This window comes from Stieleria bergensis (assembly GCA_007745635.1).
Taxonomy (GTDB): Bacteria; Planctomycetota; Planctomycetia; order Pirellulales; family Pirellulaceae; genus Stieleria; species Stieleria bergensis.
Window position 1 is genome coordinate 3,826,724 of record CP036272.1, and the last position, 19,691, is coordinate 3,846,414.

Annotated in this window: 12 protein-coding genes; 8 read left to right on the forward strand and 4 right to left on the reverse strand. The window is 55.5% G+C overall.

The window, feature by feature from the left end; all coding sequences use genetic code 11:
• Positions 1–182 precede the first annotated feature (182 nt).
• From polA to phoU, 8 genes are all read left to right on the forward strand, one after another.
• A complete protein-coding gene (gene polA, locus SV7mr_RS13335) occupies positions 183–2,984 on the forward strand; it encodes a DNA polymerase I (protein ID WP_145272867.1) in 2,802 nt (933 codons plus the stop codon).
• A gap of 153 nt (positions 2,985–3,137) precedes the next feature.
• Positions 3,138–4,286 carry a hypothetical protein gene (locus SV7mr_RS13340; RefSeq protein ID WP_145272870.1) on the forward strand — a complete coding sequence of 383 codons (1,149 nt, stop codon included), beginning with the start codon at positions 3,138–3,140 and terminating at the stop codon, positions 4,284–4,286.
• Positions 4,287–4,961: 675 nt separating this feature from the next.
• A complete protein-coding gene (locus SV7mr_RS13345; RefSeq protein WP_145272873.1) occupies positions 4,962–5,909 on the forward strand; it encodes an alpha/beta hydrolase in 948 nt (315 codons plus the stop codon).
• A 598-nt stretch (positions 5,910–6,507) separates the two neighbouring features.
• A complete protein-coding gene (locus tag SV7mr_RS13350; protein ID WP_145272876.1) occupies positions 6,508–7,605 on the forward strand; it encodes a PstS family phosphate ABC transporter substrate-binding protein in 1,098 nt (365 codons plus the stop codon).
• Between the two features lie 161 nt (positions 7,606–7,766).
• The gene (pstC, locus tag SV7mr_RS13355; RefSeq protein ID WP_145272879.1) at positions 7,767–8,711 is read left to right on the forward strand and encodes a phosphate ABC transporter permease subunit PstC; all 945 of its coding nucleotides are present in this window, start codon (positions 7,767–7,769) and stop codon (positions 8,709–8,711) included.
• Positions 8,708–9,967, forward strand: coding sequence for a PstA family ABC transporter permease (locus SV7mr_RS13360; RefSeq protein ID WP_473163638.1), 1,260 nt, complete (start codon positions 8,708–8,710; stop codon positions 9,965–9,967). Before pstC ends, SV7mr_RS13360 begins: the two co-directional genes overlap by 4 nt.
• A gap of 26 nt (positions 9,968–9,993) precedes the next feature.
• Positions 9,994–10,818 (forward strand): phosphate ABC transporter ATP-binding protein PstB, encoded by an 825-nt coding sequence (gene pstB / locus SV7mr_RS13365; protein WP_145272882.1) that lies wholly within the window; start codon positions 9,994–9,996, stop codon positions 10,816–10,818.
• Between the two features lie 128 nt (positions 10,819–10,946).
• The gene (gene phoU, locus SV7mr_RS13370) at positions 10,947–11,633 is read left to right on the forward strand and encodes a phosphate signaling complex protein PhoU (RefSeq protein ID WP_145272885.1); all 687 of its coding nucleotides are present in this window, start codon (positions 10,947–10,949) and stop codon (positions 11,631–11,633) included.
• An 89-nt stretch (positions 11,634–11,722) separates the two neighbouring features.
• Here phoU and SV7mr_RS13375 read toward each other — a convergent pair whose 3' ends face one another.
• From SV7mr_RS13375 to SV7mr_RS13390, 4 genes are all read right to left on the reverse strand, one after another.
• Positions 11,723–14,062, reverse strand: coding sequence for an efflux RND transporter periplasmic adaptor subunit (locus SV7mr_RS13375; protein WP_145272888.1), 2,340 nt, complete (start codon positions 14,060–14,062; stop codon positions 11,723–11,725).
• A gap of 108 nt (positions 14,063–14,170) precedes the next feature.
• Positions 14,171–15,580: an efflux RND transporter periplasmic adaptor subunit gene (locus SV7mr_RS13380; RefSeq protein ID WP_419187347.1), complete on the reverse strand. Its 1,410-nt coding sequence runs from the start codon at positions 15,578–15,580 to the stop codon at positions 14,171–14,173.
• Positions 15,581–15,771: 191 nt separating this feature from the next.
• Entirely contained in the window at positions 15,772–16,749 is a 978-nt protein-coding gene (locus SV7mr_RS13385; RefSeq protein WP_145272893.1) for an efflux RND transporter periplasmic adaptor subunit, read from the reverse strand.
• A 68-nt stretch (positions 16,750–16,817) separates the two neighbouring features.
• Complete coding sequence (locus tag SV7mr_RS13390) at positions 16,818–19,166, reverse strand: TolC family protein (RefSeq protein WP_419187348.1); 2,349 nt, start codon at positions 19,164–19,166, stop codon at positions 16,818–16,820.
• Positions 19,167–19,691: the final 525 nt, after the last annotated feature.

The window sequence follows — 19,691 nt, forward strand, 5'->3', positions numbered from 1 at the left end:
ACTTCGGGGGTTCCGTCTGATCATGGGAGTGTTAAGATTGCGGGTCAATTCAGACGGGTGCCAGCGAGCGAGCGCCGCCAGGAAAGCACCTCCCTGATCCGATCCGGCTTGTCGGCCTCATTCATTGACAGACCGGATCGAACGTGAATGCTCGGCCCGATTGCCACACAACGATATCCTTCATGTCATCAACGCAAGATCTGTTCCCCGAAGACAAGAAACTCTTCCTGCTCGATGGGATGGCGTTGGTTTACCGAGCTCATTTTGCTCTGATTCGCAGCCCTAGATTCACCGCCGGTGGTCAGTGCACTTCGGCAGTCTTTGGCATGCTCAATACGCTGGCGGACATTCTGCAAAATCAGCAACCGACTCACATCGCGTGCGCCTTTGACACCTCAGAGCCAACCGAACGACACAAGATTTTTCCCGAATACAAAGCACAGCGAGATGCGATGCCAGAAGACTTGGCCAGTCAGTTGCCGCTGGTTGATCGCTTGTTGGACGCGCTGAATATTAAAGTGCTGCGAATGCCCGGCTATGAAGCGGATGATGTCATTGGCACGCTGGCGCATCAAGCCGATGCCGCAGGCATGCTAACTTGGATGGTGACTCCGGACAAAGATTACCATCAACTGGTCACCGAAAACATCAAAGTCTTTAAACCGGGGCGGCGCGGAAGCGATCCGGAAATCTTGGGCATCCGCGAAGTCAAAGAGCACTGGGAAGTCGAGCGAGTCGATCAAGTCATTGACGTGCTGGGATTGATGGGAGACACCAGTGACAACATCCCTGGTATCCCAGGCATTGGCCCCAAAACCGCCAAAAAGCTGGTCGCACAATTCGGTTCCTTGGAAGGGCTGTTGGAGAATACCGACAAGCTAAAGGGCAAACAGAAAGAACGCGTTGAAGAGAACGTTGACCAAGCAAAACTCTCCAAGAAATTGGTGACCATTCAATTGGACGTTCCGGTCGAAGTCGACCCTCTAACGTTTGTTCGCCAAGAGCCCAACCTGGACAAGCTTCGCGAGCTGCTAACGGAACTGGAATTTGAAACCGTCGGCAAACGTTTGTTCGGCCAAGACTTTTCCGTTGATGCCGCCCGACTCGATGGCGCTCGCCAGCAAGCAGGCCAAAGTCAGCCGTCGCTCTTCGGCGCCGCGGAATCGAACTTGAAAACCATCAAAGAAGTGCCACATGAATACCATGTTGTCACCACCAAAGACGAACGTACCGCGCTGATCAAACAACTCAAATCAGCCACCGAGTTTGCCTTTGACAGCGAGACCACCGGCCTGGATCCGCGCACGGCAACGCCTCTTGGGCTCTCGTTCGCAATCAAGCCACACGAAGCTTACTACGCGGTTTGCCCCGACGATCCGGACCAGCGCACCGCGATGCTGACTGAGTTTGCCGACGTGCTTGCCGATCCCAACATCGTCAAGATCGGACACAATCTGAAATACGATCTCTCGCTATTACGCTGGAATGGCGTTCATGTCGACGGTCCGCTGTACGATACCTTGCTGGCACACAAAATCAGCCAGCCAGAACTGCGGCACAAGCTGGATGATCTTGCGGCCTTGTATCTAAACTATCAGCCTGTGCCGACAACGGACTTGATTGGGCCAAAGGATCGCGAGCAGCGCAGCATGGCGGAAGTGCCGCTTGATCAACTCGCTGAATACGCTTGCGAAGACGCTGACGTGACGCTGCAACTTGCCTCGGTGGTTCGCAAAATCGCTCACGACCATGGCGCCGACAAAGTGGTCCAAGAAGTCGAATGTCCGCTCGTGCCAACGCTGATCGAAATGGAGTTCAACGGAATCACACTGGACACGCAGTCACTGCATGCTTATTCGGCGCAACTGCAAACCGACATCGAACAGCTGCACCAACGCATCACAGAGGCCGCCGGACGAAGCTTCAACATTGACTCTCCCAAACAGCTTGGTGTGGTCCTGTTCGACGAAATGGAGCTGGAACCGAAGCCCAAGAAGACTGCGACCGGTCAGTACTCCACCCGAGAAGCAGAATTGGAACGACTCGCTGGCCAACACGATATCATTCAAGACGTTTTGGATTATCGCAATGCACGAAAGCTAAAATCCACCTACGTCGACCAACTGCCCAAAGCCGTGAACCCGGCGACCAATCGCCTGCACACGCACTATGAACAAACGTGGACCGCAACGGGCCGCATGCAGTCCAACGATCCAAACCTACAAACCATCCCCGTTCGCAAACAACGTGGCCGTGAAATTCGTGCCGCCTTCGTACCACGCGATGATGATCATCTGATTCTGTCGGCTGACTATTCGCAAATTGAATTGCGAATCATGGCCGAGCTGAGCGGAGATCCGACCATGGTCGACGCGTTCGTCCAGCATCAAGACATTCACACCGTCACTGCGTCGAAGGTCTACAAGGTCGAACCCGAAGACGTGACGCGCGAGATGCGTGCCAAAGCCAAGACAGTGAACTTTGGCATCATCTATGGCATTAGTGCCTTTGGCCTCCACCAACGACTGAACATTCCTCGTGGTGAAGCTGCGGAACTCATTAAGAACTACTTCGAAAAGTACCCCGGCATTCAGACTTGGATTGATGACACCATCGCCTTTGCCAAAGAACACGGGTACGTGGAAACCAAGTTCGGTCGCCGTCGTTACCTGCGAGACATCAACAGCCGGTCTCGCAACAGCGTCGCAGCCGCAGAACGCTTGGCGATGAACAGTCCCATTCAAGGGACTGCAGCGGACATGTTAAAACTGGCGATCATTCGCGTCGCACGAGCCCTGCGTGATGGCCAGTTCCAAACCAAATTATTATTGACCGTGCACGATGAATTGGTCTTCGACCTGCTCAAATCAGAACAAGACAAAGTCATGCCAGTGATTCAAGAGGCCATGGCGAACGCCATGCCAATGACGGTTCCGATCGTGGTCGAAATGGGAACCGGAAAGAATTGGCTGGAGGCACATTAAACCAGTCAAACCAAACCTCGGCGGCTGAACGCCCCACATTCCATCTCGGCCAATCCACTCCCCTGCCCTCCAACAGCACTGCTGAATCGAAACCCCGTTGTTAGAATCAACGCGTCGAAACCTTTCTTTGATACACCGACTGCCAACACGCTCGTGCCCACCATTTCGCTTCGCAAGCCGCTGACGCTGGTCGTCACTCTCGAAGGCCTTTCTGCCTCGGCCCTGCCCGCCTATGGCTGTTCCTGGAGTGAGACGCCGATGCTCGATCAGCTCACAGCCGGCGGGCTGGTCTACGATCGGTTCTCCGCAGTTTCCGATCTGCCCAACGCCGTTGCCGCCAATTGGATCGCCAATGCCCCTCGGCTAACGGATGGAAAAAAGTCGTTGCTGTTGACCGATGTGCCAACGGTTGCCGACGCCGCCATGGAAACCTTCAGCCAGACCGTCGTGGTCGATCCGGCAACTCAATCCGCTTCGCAGCCAGCGATGGATATGGATGAAAGTTGCTGCTGGAAACTCTTTGCACAATGGCTCGCTACGATCGACGACCACACGCAACTGGCCTGGCTGCATAGCGATTGGCTCTGTCGCCTTTGGGATGCGCCGATCGACGAAGAACGAGACCAGACACAGGAAGCACCGCCAGAGGAAGATGAAATCCAATTGGACGACCCGCTGCCCGGCACTGAAGCGGCAGAGCACGAAGTAACGGTTCCGACCTTCCGTCTTCCCCAGACAGCGGCAGCTCCTCGATACCAGATCACAGCACAAGATGATCCCGATCAACTGTTCGCCTGGATGAATCGATATGCGCGCCAGATTGAAGTCCTCGATCAGGTCATCCAGCAGACGAGCGAAGTGCTAAACCATCGTCGAATTCGCTGGTTAATCGCCGGAAGCAGTGGCTATTCGTTGGGTGAAAACGGTTGGGTCGGCCACCGAATCGGGCCTCTTCGCAGCAGTGACATTCGCTTACCCTTGATGCTCTCCAGCGGCGGACCGATGCGCTGTGGCACGTTGGTCGATTCGAATCAATTGCCCAAAATTTTGCAAAAACTGCACGCCAAGCAACCGGTGCTGACGCCACAGCAGTGGGCTGAACAAGACGACGAGCTGAGCCCAGTGGTCGAAACGCAGTCCGATCGTGCAGAGAAAGCCGCGACCACCGCATCCTGGTTCTATGTCAAAGAATCCAGCCCCGACACACCGGAAGTCGAACGTCTATTCCTAAAGCCTGATGACCTCTGCGACGTCAACGACGTTAGCCGCTTGCAGCCCGACGTCGTCGATCAACTCAGCTAGTTCACACCATCGGGATCAATCCACATCACAGGTCACTTTGCCGGCGGCATCCAAGTCAACGACGAGTGATGCAGCGAAATCAAGACCTGGCCATTGAGTTTGTGATCGGCAAAGGCATCTCACTGCGTCCCCGTTTTGATTCATAAAGGTGTCGTGGGCCATGTGCTTGTAGCCCAAACCGCAGCCTTCAAACTCGATCCAACGGCGCTCTGGAATTCAATGTGCTTCCAGGCCCGATTTAGAAAGCCAGCATCATGCGGGTCGTTGGGATCACCGCTGGGGTCCTGGCCCGTTGAGCTGGCCCGTTGAGCTGGCCCGTTGAGCTGGCCCGTTGAGCTTCAACGCATTCCGCCTTGGTCATCTTTTCAAACGATCGCATCGCCATCTCTTTCGCTTTAGTATTGGAACCGCCCCATTGTTCATTGCCCACTTTGCTCGATCAGGCAGCGGCGAGGGTTTCGCACGTTCATACAATCAACGCATTCCCACACAAGTCATGACAGGCTGCTCAAACCGCTTTATGCGTTGTCTCTTGCTCAGCGAAACAAGTCTCTTGCTCAGCAAAACAAGTCTATTGCTCAGCAAAACAAGTCTCCTGCTCAGCAAAACAATCCCCACAGAGTTAAACTGTCCTCACGACTCCGAATCCCGTTCCTTCACCCCCACCACGCACCGATGAACCTGTCCCCAACCCTCCGCTTGGCTGCTTTCTTGGCAGTCGGCTCGTTTGCGTTTCAAGTCACTGCACAAACTCCTCGCACCGCTGAGAAATACGACGCATCGGTTCCCAAGCCGACTCTGACAGAGGTTCGCTATGGTGAGCACGAGCGCCATGTCATCGATTTTTGGCAAGCCAAGTGCGAAGAGCCTACTCCGTTGGTTTTCGTGATTCATGGTGGTGGTTGGCAAGGCGGTTCCAAAGAACGAGTCAATCGCTTTGCAGACGTCAAGACCTTACTGGACGCTGGGATTTCCGTTGCCGCCTGCAACTATCGCTATGTGAAACAAGCCGTCGAGCAGGGCGTTAAACCTCCGGTCAAGGCACCGCTACACGACGCTGCCCGAGCGTTGCAATTCGTTCGCAGCCAGGCCAACCACTGGAACCTCGATCAGGAACGGATCGGAGCGGCCGGTGGGTCCGCCGGTGCGTGTAGCAGTCTGTGGTTAGCCTTCCACGATGACCTTGCCGATCCCGACAACCCTGATCCGGTCGCTCGCCAGTCCACTCGACTGTGGTGCGCCGCGGTGAAAGGAGCTCAGACCACGTTGGATCCCAAACAGATGAAGCAATGGACGCCCAACAGTCGTTACGGAGGGCATGCGTTTGGCTTTGGCAACTTTGCCAGCTTCGAAGCCGGCCGAGAATCGATTCTGCCTTGGATTGCGGAGTACTCGCCCTACGCCCTGGTCAGTAAAGATGATCCCGACGTTTATCTGACTTACTCTGCACCTCCGGCACTTGGCGAGAATCAGAAGGATCCCACACACACGTCAAACTTCGGTGTCAAACTGCAGGAACATTGCCGAGCCAACCAAGTCAGCTGCCAACTCGTTTATCCGGGCGCCAAAGCAATCACGCACGCCAATGCCACCGAGTTCTTGATCGCTAAGCTAAAAAAGTGATCCAGGACCAGTGGGTTTCCCATCAGCCACGCTTCCCAACGGCCGTTTAGGCGTTAGCCACGTTTTTGGCATTTGCGGACACCTCGGACAAAAACCGAGCCTAACGGGCTGCGGCGAATGGGGGACACATCGGCCACGGTTCGTTCCCCGACACCGGCACCCCCGTGAGCGCGTCTGAGCGATGACAGCGAGTCCGCCAATCGCCGCGGCCTCGTCGATCAGAACCGCGCGCCACCCCTCCTTCTGAGGCATCATTGTGATACAGCTCGGCATGCGGCATTGCGTCGCAGAGGCAGTGCAGAGGGCCCATGGACAGAACTGACCAGATGCTCACCCCCTGCACCAATGTGAAATCCACCGACCTGATCCCACTGCAAGGGGCTCAGATTCACATTTAGAACACACGACCTTTACAATGGTTTTGTTAACAGAATCTTAACGTCCTTCCGAGGGCCTGTCCGCTCGTCAATTTTGCCCAGTGATGCTAGATTGCCGCGCGAGTGGTCGAAGTGGAGCACTCAAATCACGGCAACATTGTTGTCACAACGTGTCACGAATCGTCTAAGAAGCACCGGAGAAGACTGGGATGCACGAGGTAATGAATCACACTGGATGGCTGGCAATCGTCAAACGATACAGCTTGACGGCCACATTAGTGGGAGCGGCCATGATGCCGCTTTTGGGTTGCAAAGGCGGCGAGAGCGACAGCCCCGACAAAGGCGGAGAGACCACGACCGGTCCTGAAGGCGAAACAGAAGTCTCCAACATCACCGGATCGATCAAGATCAATGGCAGCAGCACGGTTCTGCCGATTAGCAACGCCATGAAAGAGGAGTTCGCTAAGGAGTACCCCGGAGTCGAGATCAGCGTCAGTGGCGACGGAACCGGCACCGGCTTCAAGGAATTTTATGCCAAGTCGACAGACATCTCGGATGCTTCGCGTCCGATCAAAGCTGGCGAACTCGAAAAGTGCACAGAAGCGGGCGTTGAGTTCATTGAACTGCCGGTGGCCTACGATGGATTGACCGTCGTCATTCACCCAGAGAACGACTGGGCAACCGAATTGACCGTTGATCACTTGAAGAAGATTTTTGTCAACGCCGAAGACAAGCCCACCAAGTGGAGCGATGTCGATCCTTCCTGGCCTGCTGAAGACATCGGTCTGTACGCACCGGGAACGGGCAGCGGAACCTATGACTATTTCAAAGAAGTCGTGATCGGTAAATCGGAAGCCGAAATGCGCGACGACATGTCTCTGAACGAAGATGACAACCAATTGGTCAAAGGCGTTGCTGGCAGCAAGTTTGCCATCGGATTCTTTGGCGTGGCGTACTACGAAGAAAACAAGGACAAGCTAACGGCGGTTAAAGTCGTCAACCCTGCTGACAGCGTTGCCTATGAGCCTAGCAGCGACAACATCGCCAGCGGCAAATACGCTCCCTTCAGTCGCCCACTGTTCATCTACGTCAGCACCGCTTCCCTGCCTCGTGCAGAAGTCGCTGCCTTCGTTCAGTTTTACCTCGACAATGCTCAAGAAGTCTCCGAAGCAGTGGCATACGTTCGCCTGCCTGATTCGATCATGGAGCGAGCTCAATCGCACTTGGATTCTGAACTCTCAGGTACACATTACGTCGATGCTGATGGCAATTCACGCCACGGTGCCGTCGAAGACATCTACGTCAAGGAAAACCTGTAGTCTCCGTACTTAAGGTTCGGGAAAGCCCAACGACTGTCGCGTCGTTTGACAATCAGATGGCGCGGCAGCGTTTCTTGCTCCGTCGGAGCAAGCACAATCCAACAACAGAATCATCCGGCAAGTCATAGCTGGCCTACAATTTTAAGATAGGTTCCTCAGAGATGTCCTTACCCAAGGCGCTGCAGCGCCGAGCGATGCGGTCGACCGACATCGGCGTCTTGATCGAAAAAGCCGTCGTCATCTCGTTGGCGGTTGCAGGCGCGATTTCAATCATGATCACGATTGGAATCCTCTACATGCTCATCTCTCAGTCGTATGGCTTCTTCAGCAACGAGCATGTGACTCTCAAGGGATTCTTTACCGACTCCAAGTGGACTCCTCTGCAAGCATCCAGCTTAGAGAAAACCCAGTTCGGCATCATGCCGCTGCTAAGTGGAACGCTGCGAGTGACCGTGATTGCGATGCTGGTTTCGCTGCCACTGGGATTGGTCACGGCGATCTACCTGAGCGAATTTGCCTCGCACCGCGTCAGATCTTGGTTGAAGCCAACTCTTGAAATCATTGCGGGGATTCCCACGGTGGTCTTGGGTTACTTTGCGATCCTGCTAATCAGTCCCGGTCTACAATTTCTCTCAGATGGATTTGCCACGTTCAATGCTGCCAGTGCTGGCATCGCTGTCGGGATTCTTTGTTTACCAATGGTTTGCAGTCTTTCTGAAGATGCGATGCGAGCGGTGCCCAGAAGCTTACGAGAAGGCGCCTATGGCCTGGGCTGCACACCGTTTGAAACCTCCATCAAAGTGGTCGTGCCAGCTGCACTAAGCGGCATCATCTCAGCCTTCCTGCTGGCTTTCAGTCGTGCAGTGGGTGAAACCATGGTGGTGGCGTTGGCCGCTGGGACGGCACCAACGTTAAACGCCAACCCGGCCGATCAAGCACAGACGATGACCGGATTCATTGTTGAAATGATCAAAAGTGAAAACGAATACGGCACGCCACGTTACTTTAGTCTGTACGGAGTCGCGGTCACATTGTTTGTGATTACCTTCGTCATGACCCTGATCGGCCAACTGATCCGCCGACGTTTCAAGGAGTCGTATCAGTGAGGCCCACCGACAAACCCAAAACGGAGATTCCTGCCGCGCTTCGCTCGCAAGACAGCGCGTTTTTGGAAAAAAACACACGCAGACGTAAACAGCTTAGCCGCTGGTTCTATGTCGTCTGCATCATGGTCGCGTTGATTAGCGTCGCGATCCTGGCCTTGCTGATTGCATCGATCGTTTATCAGGGACAGAGCCGTCTAAGCACGGACTTATTGACACGATCCCACAGCGAACTGGACATTGAACGCAGCGGCATGCTGCCGTCGATCCTGGGCTCATTGGCGGTCTGCATGGTCTGTGCTGCTGCAGCGCTGCCGCTGGGTATCGGCACGGCCGTCTTCCTGGAGGAGTTTCAACCAACATCCCGATTCCTTCGTTGGTGGCATGGTTTTATCCAGATCAACATTTCCAACTTGGCTGGAGTGCCGTCAATCGTCTATGGCCTGTTAGGCCTGACCGTCTTCGTTTATATGTTCAATGTGTTCGGAAAGATCACGGTCAACGAGTATTCCGGATGGGAATTGATGGGAGCGACGCACTCCTATCAAGTGCTCACGCTGGATCCCAAAATCGCGGTGAAGATTCCAACGGACTCCGCCGATGTTCAGCGGATTCGCATGACGGGCCCAGGTTATGTGCTCGGCCCAAATAACGAATGGATGCAGATCGAGATCTGGGACCCAAAATCGGGTGATCCACGTCCCCGCGATCCAAGCAAACGTCGCCGGACGGTGAAGCTTGGCCAAGCGGGAAGTTTGCAGACCGAGAAAGCGTGGTATTACTTTCGCTTGCCGTTTGACAAAAGCTTCCTGGCCGCGGGTTTGACGCTGGCGTTAGTCATTTTGCCGATCATCATCATCGCTTCCCAGGAAGCACTGCGAGCGGTCTCTCCGTCACTTAGAGAGGCCTCGCTCGGTCTTGGCGCAACGCGCTGGCAGACGGTCAAAAACATCTGCCTTCCTGCGGCGATTCCGGGGATCATGACCGGAGCGATCCTGGCGATGGGGCGGGCAATCGGCGAGGCCGCTCCGATCCTGGTCGTGCTGGGATCTTTGGTTGCCAAGAGCACCGGCCCCAAGCACTTGATGGATAACGCCGTCACCATGCCTGTGCTAATCTATGAATGGGCAGGCCGGCCAGAACCGGAATTCCAAGAACTGGCGGCGGCCGCAATCATTGTCCTGCTGGTCATCCTGTTGGCATTCAACTCGATTGCCATTTACTTGCGTCACCGTGTTCAATCCGATAGCAACGTTTAGCCTTTCTTCCATCCTCGGTCAATTCCATGTCCAGCGACACCGGCACCACCGCCCAAGCTGATAGCAGCGCCAACGATGATGCGGATCAAACACTGATCAGCATTCGTGACCTTGATGCCTGGTACGGCGACTTTCAAGCCTTGCATGGCCTGTCGCTTGAAATCCCCAAAAACAAAGTCACCGCATTCATCGGTCCCAGCGGTTGTGGCAAAAGCACACTGCTAAAATGGATTAACCGCATGAATGATCTGGTGCCCGGAGCGACCGCTCGCGGTCGACTGTCACTGATCCATGACGACGGCGAAACCAACTTGCTACACCCCGGTTTGGACGTCGTCTCAATGCGCCGACAAATCGGCATCGTGTTCCAGAAACCCAACCCGTTCCCCAAAAGCATTTACGACAACGTTGCCTTTGGGCCGCGTCTGCACATGCGAACGACCAAAGCGGAATTGGATGAATTGGTCGAGTGGGCGCTCAAGAAAGCCGCTGTCTGGGATGAAGTCAAAGATCGCTTGCACGCCCCTGCGATGGGGCTTTCCGGTGGACAACAGCAACGTCTCTGCATCGCACGCGCCATCGCCGTGGGGCCGGAGATCCTTTTGATGGACGAGCCTTGCAGTGCCCTGGACCCAGGGAGTACGCTCGCCATTGAAGACTTGATTTTTGAGTTGCGATCTCAGTACACCATCGTGATCGTGACCCACAACATGCAGCAAGCGTCACGCTGCAGCGACAAAACCGCCTTCTTCTTTGAAGGCAAACTGGTGGAATCGGGTGACACCGAGTTGATCTTCACCAATCCTCAGGAAAAGAGAACCGACGATTACGTGCGCGGTCGCTTCGGATAACAACGTCTCCGGTTGGAGCACGCAATGGACCGGCCTTCCAGGTCGATGTTTTTTAACTTGTGGCTAACTGCTACGCCCCAGGAAAGGCGCAGAAGATTTGGCCGTCGCTTGAACAAGCAGAGGCGAAGATGTCAAAAGTATTGGATCGTGAACTGGAAGGGTTGCGCGAAGAACTCGTCTCACAATTCACCGTTGTCGAACAGATGATTCAGCAAGCCATTCGCGCCCTGGTCGAAGGACGAAGTGACTTTGCTGACCGTGTCGTCGAAAGCGATGCTTTGGTCGACAAGACAGACATCCGCATCGAAGAAGAATGCCTCAAACTCCTAGCGCTGCATCAACCCGTCGCCTGGGACATGCGTTGGTTAATCACCGTCATCAAGGTGAATAGCGATTTGGAACGAATGGCGGACACCGCTTGCAACATTGCCGAACGAGCCAAGGCCCTAACGCAATTCCCAATGTTCTCGGTTCCCGATGAAATGAATCAGATGGTCGACGCGACCGTCAACATGGTTCGCTGTGCACTGAACGCCTTTGTCACCGATGATGCACCGCTGGCCTACAAGGTGATTGAACAAGACGATAGCGTTGACCTTCTAAACCGCACCATTATCGATCTACTGCAAGAGCGAATCAAAACAGATTCGACGATGGTTGAACCCGGGCTACACTGCTTCAGCGCCTCGCGACACTTAGAACGCATCGGCGACCTCGCTGAAAACATCGCCGAAGAAGTGATCTATTTGGTCGAAGGCGACATCATCCGGCACCAGCACGGCTTTCGACGCCAACAGGCTGCCGACTCCGAATAGCCATCATCGCCAGCACCGGACCGATCCCAGTGCGACTGAGACCAGTGCGACTGAGACGAATCTGGGCTCACGATGCGGTCGCCCGGACACTATTGCCGCAGCACGACATCGGTCCATAAATGGGACAACAGGCTGCGGTTGTCCGGAATACTGATCTGCCCGACCTGTCCGGCGCGCAATCCCAAACTGGTCACTGAATCAAGTGGCATGCTTGCCGAAGCGTGTGGCCGCACCATGATCGGCTCTTGGCTCTCCGCTGTCCTCTCCACCGCAATCGGACCACCGCGTGTGACGGACAAGGCAGGATGAGGCAGAACATTGCTGGCGTTGGGCGCCACATCGCCCAACTTGGTGAACATCTTTGAACCGCCGCGCATCCGAATGTTGGCAAACTGGCCATTCAGGAAAGCGTCTCGATAGGCGGGCACATCATCTTGGCTGACCGCGATCAATAACTCCTTCTCAATCGGGTCGGAAACACAAACCAGTTCCTGCCCCTGTTCAACATAACTTCCTTGCAAATGGTTGATTCGTGGCGTGGTGATCATTCCATCACGATGCGCGACGACTGTCAGGTCGTCGATCTGGATTTCAATTTCGCTCAGTTGCCTTGACAGTCGTGTCGCCGTTTCCTCCTGCCCCGCAGCCAATGCCAACTGGCCTCGCAGTTGGTACTGATTGGCCCGTTGCAGCGCTAATTCACCCTGGTCCAGTAAACGCTCGCGTTCAAGGAGTAACTCAGGTTGTTCGATCTCCAGCAGCAACGCCCCGCGCCGAACCCGCTGGCCACAATGCACATAGACCGCTTTGACAAAACCATCACTGGACGCCCGGACCACCTGCTGATCCTGATACTGAACCACCACGGGTACTTTCAGGTCAAACGGAGACGTCTGCACCAGCAGTGTGTGAACGCCCAAACACGTGAAACTACAGATCGCCAATAAACGGCGTTGATAGACATTCAATACCCAGCTATCCCGGGGACCAATGGTCCAAATCAGATGCATCCACCGCAGCAGTGGTAACACGACCCATAGAAAAACCGCTGCCGCCCCCAACGCCAGACCAACACGATACCGCCACATGGATAACGCATAAAGGATTCCAGAGATCCAGACGGCTTGAAAAATCAACGACGCCACGGCGTGCAACTGCGCAAACGAAGCACGCCAACCGGTTAAACGACGATCGGAAAGAGGCAAACCGAACAAGAACAGGTTGATTTTCTCGATCACTCTTCGTCTGCCAACCTGCCGCAAGTTGGGAATATCCAGCAGATCACTCAGAACGTAGTAACCATCCAAACGCAACAGCGGGTTCAGATTAACCAACAGAGTCCCCGGCCCAGCAATGATCGCCACTTGGGCAGCAAGATGCTTGACCAAACCTGCGGGAGCCAGCCACCAGACCCAGATCGCTAAGGCGCCAAGAATCAGTTCCCAGTAAATCCCCGCCAACGCGATCTGGACGCGTTTACGACGCTGGGAAAGCTTCCAGGCATCCGTCACATCGACAAAGGGAATCGGTGCGCCGAGAAAAAAGAGGACACCAATGGATCCAACGTGCACATTGTGCCGCTTGGCGCAAACTGCGTGTCCGCACTCGTGGGCCATTTTCAGCACGCACCAAATGACCGCCATCAGGACCCACATCTGTGGATCAAAAATGTTCCGCAGCTCATGAGAGAACCCATCCCAGTGGTTCCACGTCACCCAAACTCCGGTCCACACCAACATCATGGCCAAGGCAAACACGATGGGCTGGAACGTTGCTCCCAACACAGGCAACAGCCGATAGGCCACTCGGTCCCCGTTGACGACATGAAGGCGTTGGGTGAGCAGCATCCCCAACGCGGCGACAATTTGCACCCAAAGTGGCTTTCGCGCCGCCCTGCTGGGCGCTGGACTGGCCGCCCTGCTGGGCGTTTTGCTGGGCGCTGGATTGGCCGTTGAGGGCGGTGCTGCTGAGGGACTTCGTTCAGAAACCGCTGCCTGGTCGGGCCGATTGGCGGTTTTGACCTTCTGTGCACTCGTCTCGGCAGTCCGCTCCCCGCTGGGCTCTGTCAACGGTGACGGAACCGGGGCAGGATCGCTTGAAACGGCAGGTTGCACGGGGGGGCTGGGAGGAGTCGTTAGCGATGCCAGGCGATGCGTCATCAACTCACGGACATAGCCGACCAAATCGGCGGCGTTCCAGCCGATTTCGTCACGTTCCAGTACGTTCAAGATGGCTTGCAAGTCATGCTTGCCGTCCATCAGGGAAGCGGCGTGATACTCAGCGAGTCCAAAGCGAAAGAACTTTCCGCTGCGTTGTTCGTGAGCCACAAAGCAGTTGGATTCACCCTCACCGCGGCGCTCAAAGACCACCTCTGGCTCGATCGTGATGATCAGCGAAAGCGGGTTCGGGTTGGCGTTCGGTTGATCCATGATTGGTTTGGTGGCCCATCGGCCCAAGGCGATTGAATGTTTCCGGTGTGATCAGCGGTTCGCCACGATGCCGCTTGATTGACTGAGAAGACTCATGGGAAAACGAGACTAGATCCCAAGTTTCCAACGTCCGCGTTCCCAAACGGACCGAAGGTGCGACCATAGCCAGGGACGCATCGGTCCATACACAATGGCTTCCCCACGCATCCCAGGCATCAATTCGCCGTCAGGATTGGAGACACTTAAATGCCCGACAAAGATATTTTGATCGGAGCGAATTTCAGCCGAGGGATAGATCCCGGCCAGTTCTTTGACTGGCAATTGCTCCGAGATCGCTTGCCAATTCAGTTTTAGCTGAGCCCCGACGGCGACCAGACCGATTTCGTGATCCGGCAACTCAACTTCGACCTTCACTTGATCCAACGGAGCCACTTCAATCAGTGCCTGTCCCGTTTCCAATGGCATGCCGATGGCTCGCTCGAGACCACCTCGCAGGACAATGCCGCTGACCGGAGAGGTGACAACAAGCTGATCAAGTTGCCGCATGATCAAGGCACGGCGGCGATCAAATTCTCTGATTCTTAGTTCTGCATGCTGCCCTTCTGCGACGCGTCCGGCCACGATGGCAACGTCTCGTTCTTTGGACAACTGGGCGATCTTGGCTTCCATCCCTTCCAGTTCAATCCTGAGCGGTGCGCCATCGAGTTGCAACAAGACGTCACCGGCTTCTACCCGGTCACCCGGTTCAACCTGCAGCGAATCCAATTTCGCCGCAAAGGGTGCTGCGATCACGCGTGATGAAATGGGCCGCACTACGGACTGACAATGCACTCGGTAAGGCACCGGCCAGACGGCGGCAACCAAGATCGACAGGGCCAACAAGCAGCACCAGAAAATGAACATCTTCGACAAGCCTGCGGTCGACCCGCGTAGCGAGCCACTGAGACGCGCCGGGTTTCTCCAGAACAGAAGCCGTAACGTGGGCACAATGTGACGCAACATCCTGCGATCTGAATCCAGCAGCCCTGGCCCAGAAATCCATAGCACGCTGCGTTGCAGTCCCCCATCACGATCGATGTCACAGCGAATGGATTCGACTGGCCGATCATCGCCTTCGCCGTCAGCTTTCGCGTGCTCGGGCATTTCGGGCAATGCGGGAGCGTCGTGGTCTTGGTTCCACGTCGCTGAAACCGATTGATAGGCAGGACTATTTTTGGCAATCCAGCCAAGCTTGGCATCGTAAAGTCGTTGCAATGAAGCCTGACCGATTCCACAGCGGACATTGCAACCGGGAAACTTAGCCGACACTGCATTGGCCAACGCAGTTGCCGCGTCCGCAGCACCACTCACGGCAGCGATGGCTTCGATCAAATCCAGCAGGCCGTCATGATCCAGGCGAATCCGCCGCACGGTTTCCTGAGCGACTGCATGGTTTGGCACAACCTTTGGCGCCGGTGGTTGCCTAGGCGGACCACCAGCGGACATCACCGGCGACGCCTCCACAGGTGGAGTTGGCATCGCGGGCGCAGCCAGCACACCAGCAGGGCTGGGTGGCACCCTGTTGGGAAGCGTCTGGTCGGACTTATTTGACTGCTGCGATTGCATCGTCTAATCGGTTATCCCAATGATCAATCGAGTGGATGCCCATGCCAACTCGGATTCTTCTTCTATCAGTTCAGTCAATCTTGCCCGGCACACCGAAGGTGACACTAACCACGGTTTTGTCCTGTTGGCCCTAAGCGACAGCGATCACCGGCGCGAAACCTGCCCTCGGGATTCTTGATCAACACTTGCATCTTGATCGTGCCACTTTCCCCATCGATTTGCGGGGTGATCGCATCGACAACTCCGGTCACCGGTTTAGGCGTCGTGGTCAGAACCAAGGAAACCTTGCTGCCGACTTCGAACACGTTGATATCTTGTGCGGGAATGTTAAACACTGCGTACAGTTCATCCAGAACGACCAATCGCACAACGGCTGGATCAGCTGGCGTGATGTATTCTCCGGGCTGATGAAAGATCTCTGACACCACACCATCGAACGGCGCATAGATGTTGCGGCGTTTGAGCTGCATCTCGTACCGAGACAGATCAAGCTGGCGAAGCTTGCGATCTTCCACCGCCGTTAAGTATCTGGATTCAGCGATTTCGACATCAGCTCTGGCCCGGATGACTTCATCAGGTCGAGCCACATCTTGCTGAGCGAGCCTTTCAAGTTGCTCGAGCCTTAACTTTGCCAGATTGACCTCCGCCTTGGCTGCGTCCATCTCGCCACGCATTTCCGAACGCCATTTTGCTGTGGTCACTGCCTCGCGTTGCAAGCCGTCTTCCAAGCTTGCCAGCACTTGCTGTTTCTTCACCCGGTCACCAATCTTGACTTGGACTTGACCCAATCGACCGATCTCGGTGGCCGCGACCATCACATCGTGACTTGGAATCGTATAGCCAATGTACTCCTTGCTGCGACTGGAATAGCTGGTATCAAGGCCTGTCGAAGTGGACCTGGAAACACGATTGACTTGACTCGGTGACTGTGCAGCGACCGGCAGTACGCACAGCCCGCTCGCCAAGGCCAGCGTCGTGGCCCGGATCGATGACGTGAAACGGCACTTGGCGAACAAGGCTCGCGAAGTCTGCGTCAAAAAGTTAGCGCGGCTGCTTGAATGAGAGCGTTGCGTCGTGGTCATGAGATCACCAGTAGTATGAATAGTCCAAATGCCACCGCACGGGTCAACAGACGTGCACAAGGTGGCAATCACCGGTTCAACGCATCACCGCCAGATTCAGCGATGTCGGTATCCGGCCCTGGTAGTGCATAGCTTGGTATATGTAACGCTGCGGCCCCGTTGCCAAAACTTTCCGATTTTGCAGGTTGCTGCGCGAGATCACCGGATTGCCCGCCCCGCCATGGCGTGGGTGAAGAGGGAACGGGTGCGACCTGTCGGTAGGCATCACTCGGTTGATGCTCGCCAGAGACAGCCTGCCCGAACCCCATTCTGGCTGCAGCGGCTTGCAACGCTCTGGACGCTGCCTTATCTTTCCCGGGCGTTGCAGCCGGTTGCTCGTCCGGAAGGCTTTGATCTGGAGTCAACATCTCCAGCGGCCCCCGATCGGGATGAAACTCCACATCGCCCGAGCAGGCCGATTGCGTGCTGCTGATCCCTTCGTTGATCAACAGCGTGCCCATGGCTCGCTGCAACTTCACCTGCGCGACCATGAACTGTGCCTGCACCGCGACCAAATCCATTTCGGCATCGGTACGCCGTTGCTGGGCGTCCAGCAGATTCTCTAACCTGACTCCGCTGCCGGTTTCATCGCCGCCTAGCACTTCCCACTGCAGCGTCAACACTTCCTCTTCTTCAATGGCACTGGTCAACACAGCACGCTTGCTGGATTGCTGTTTTTCGAGCCGCTCCAAATCGATTTTGGCAGCCTGCACCTCGTATTCAGTGACTTTGATCACCTCGCGCAGACGCTCGTTGCGACGTTCCAGTTGTAGAAAAGCCTCTCGTGAGCGCGCCCTGGCCGCTCGATTACCGATTGGCAATTCGAACTCTAGTCCCGTTGAAAAACCGGGCTCGTGAGTGAATTGGTCGCCGAAGGAACGCAGGACCTGATGATCACCATTAAGCTGAGCCAAGTAGCCGTTGAAGATCCAATTCAGTTGCGGCTCAAGCTCGACTCGGGAGACCCGCATCTGCAACGCTGCACGGGCGACCTGTTCGGTGGCGGCACCAATTTCACCGCGATACTGAAATGCCTGTGACATCGCATCGCGTAACGACAACTGAGTGCCGGATGGTTGCGGTGCCGTATCTGGAATGAACTCCACGCGTGCTTGATTGGTTTCAAAACGGGCCGAGCCAACCAGCGCCGCCAGGCGAGCTTGCTGAGTTCGAAGCGTCGCCTCCATCTCAATCACTTGATCATTTCGCTTGGCGACTCGCTGCTGAGCCTTGACGAGCTCGACCCGTCCAGCGTCAAACTTCTGGCGGTTCTTGATCACATTTTCAATCTCACGACCGCGGCGCAGCAATTCACGCTGCTGAACGAATTGCGTCCGCAATTGATACAGTTCCCAATACGCCGTGATCGCGTCGCTCAGACGCTGCTCGATGTCGCCCCGCATCTGCTGCCAAACGGCCCGATTTTCAATGAATGCATCGGTGAGCAAACGTTCGTTGTAATAGCGTGAACCACGGGACATCAGGGGCTTGGTCATGCTGACACTGAGCCGTGCATTGCCTTGATTTCGCGGATCAAAGAAGTTGCTGTTACTGTCCAGAAGTCCCAATTGCTGACGCACGTCCCACTTTGCGCCACTGCGATTCACCTTTTCAATGCCACCGGACAGATTCAAGGATTCCTCATTCAGCCGCCCCGGTCCACCGGTCGTTAGCAAGTCACCCACCGGTTCGTTGGTCCGGCCAATGTCGGCGCCCAGGATCAGCTTCGGGTCAAAAGCAGCATCTTGTTGGATGATTTGCTGATACGTCGCACTGGACTGCAGCTTGGCACCTTCAATGGCTGGGCTGCTATTGAGTGTTTCGATCAGCAGTTCGGACAGTTGCAGTGTGGTGGGCGTCGCATGCTGAAGCAACGGTTGATCAAGGCGTTTCTCCCACCATCCTACTTTGACCTTAGAGGGGCTGACCCCCGACATCCTTGCGCGACCCGTCTGGTTCTTGACTGCTTTGCCTTGGTTTGCCGCGTTCTTCTTATCCGTCCCTTTTTGTTCAGCGGGCTGCCGAGTCAGATTCAATGCTTGTTGATTGGCGTCTGAGCGCTGAATCGCCGGCGCTGCGAGGTCCTGCTTTTGATTCACCTGGTTCTGATTCACTGACCCCGGGGACTCCTTCGTCAGCTTGTCACTGGCAGAGCGAGATTCCTGGGGCAGCCTGCGCACGGAATCGTTTCCCGCCACAATGGGCTGTGCCAAACGAGACGGAAACGCACCCGCCTGACTGACACTCGGTGGGATCAGCGTCGCAGGTTGCGTCGTCGGGTCAATCGGAGGCGTGGCGTGCGACGCGTCGCTTGCCAGTGTCGCAGTCAATGCAATCACTGCAAGGCGTCGTGCCAGTCGGAAATCCTTTTCCGTCATCTGCCGTTGTCTTGGCTGGAGGAGGTGCGGCGGGGGAAAACCCTTACGCACAGTTAGTACTTCTCCTTTTTCGGCTAGCGCGAGGGTTTCCATCCGTGGTGATGCACAAAATGCCAGTCGCTTCACCAACAACGCATCGAACAGATTGCATTGCCGTTACAACCCGATAGCGAACGGACAAAACTAGCCTTCCAGCAGGGGCCCGCAAATTGACAACATCGTTGCAGGTTGAACGACCTAAGCAAGCATACGATGCCGAACACGTCTCATGACCCACAGGACTGCCGCAGTCCGACCATGCAGGTGGCAATTTTGCATCACTCGATGGAGTAAATCGTTCCTAGAGGGGCAACGGACATACGGGGAAGCAAGACTTGGCCGGTTACAGAATCTCGTCACGTAGAGGACGGGATTCGTGGCCGGTGACGGGCTGACACGCTTCGTCAACGGCCGAAATCGCAGCCTGACTACTCCTTCGCCCACCACGTTGTCATCGTTTTGGTTCGCGTTTATCTCCAGTCGATC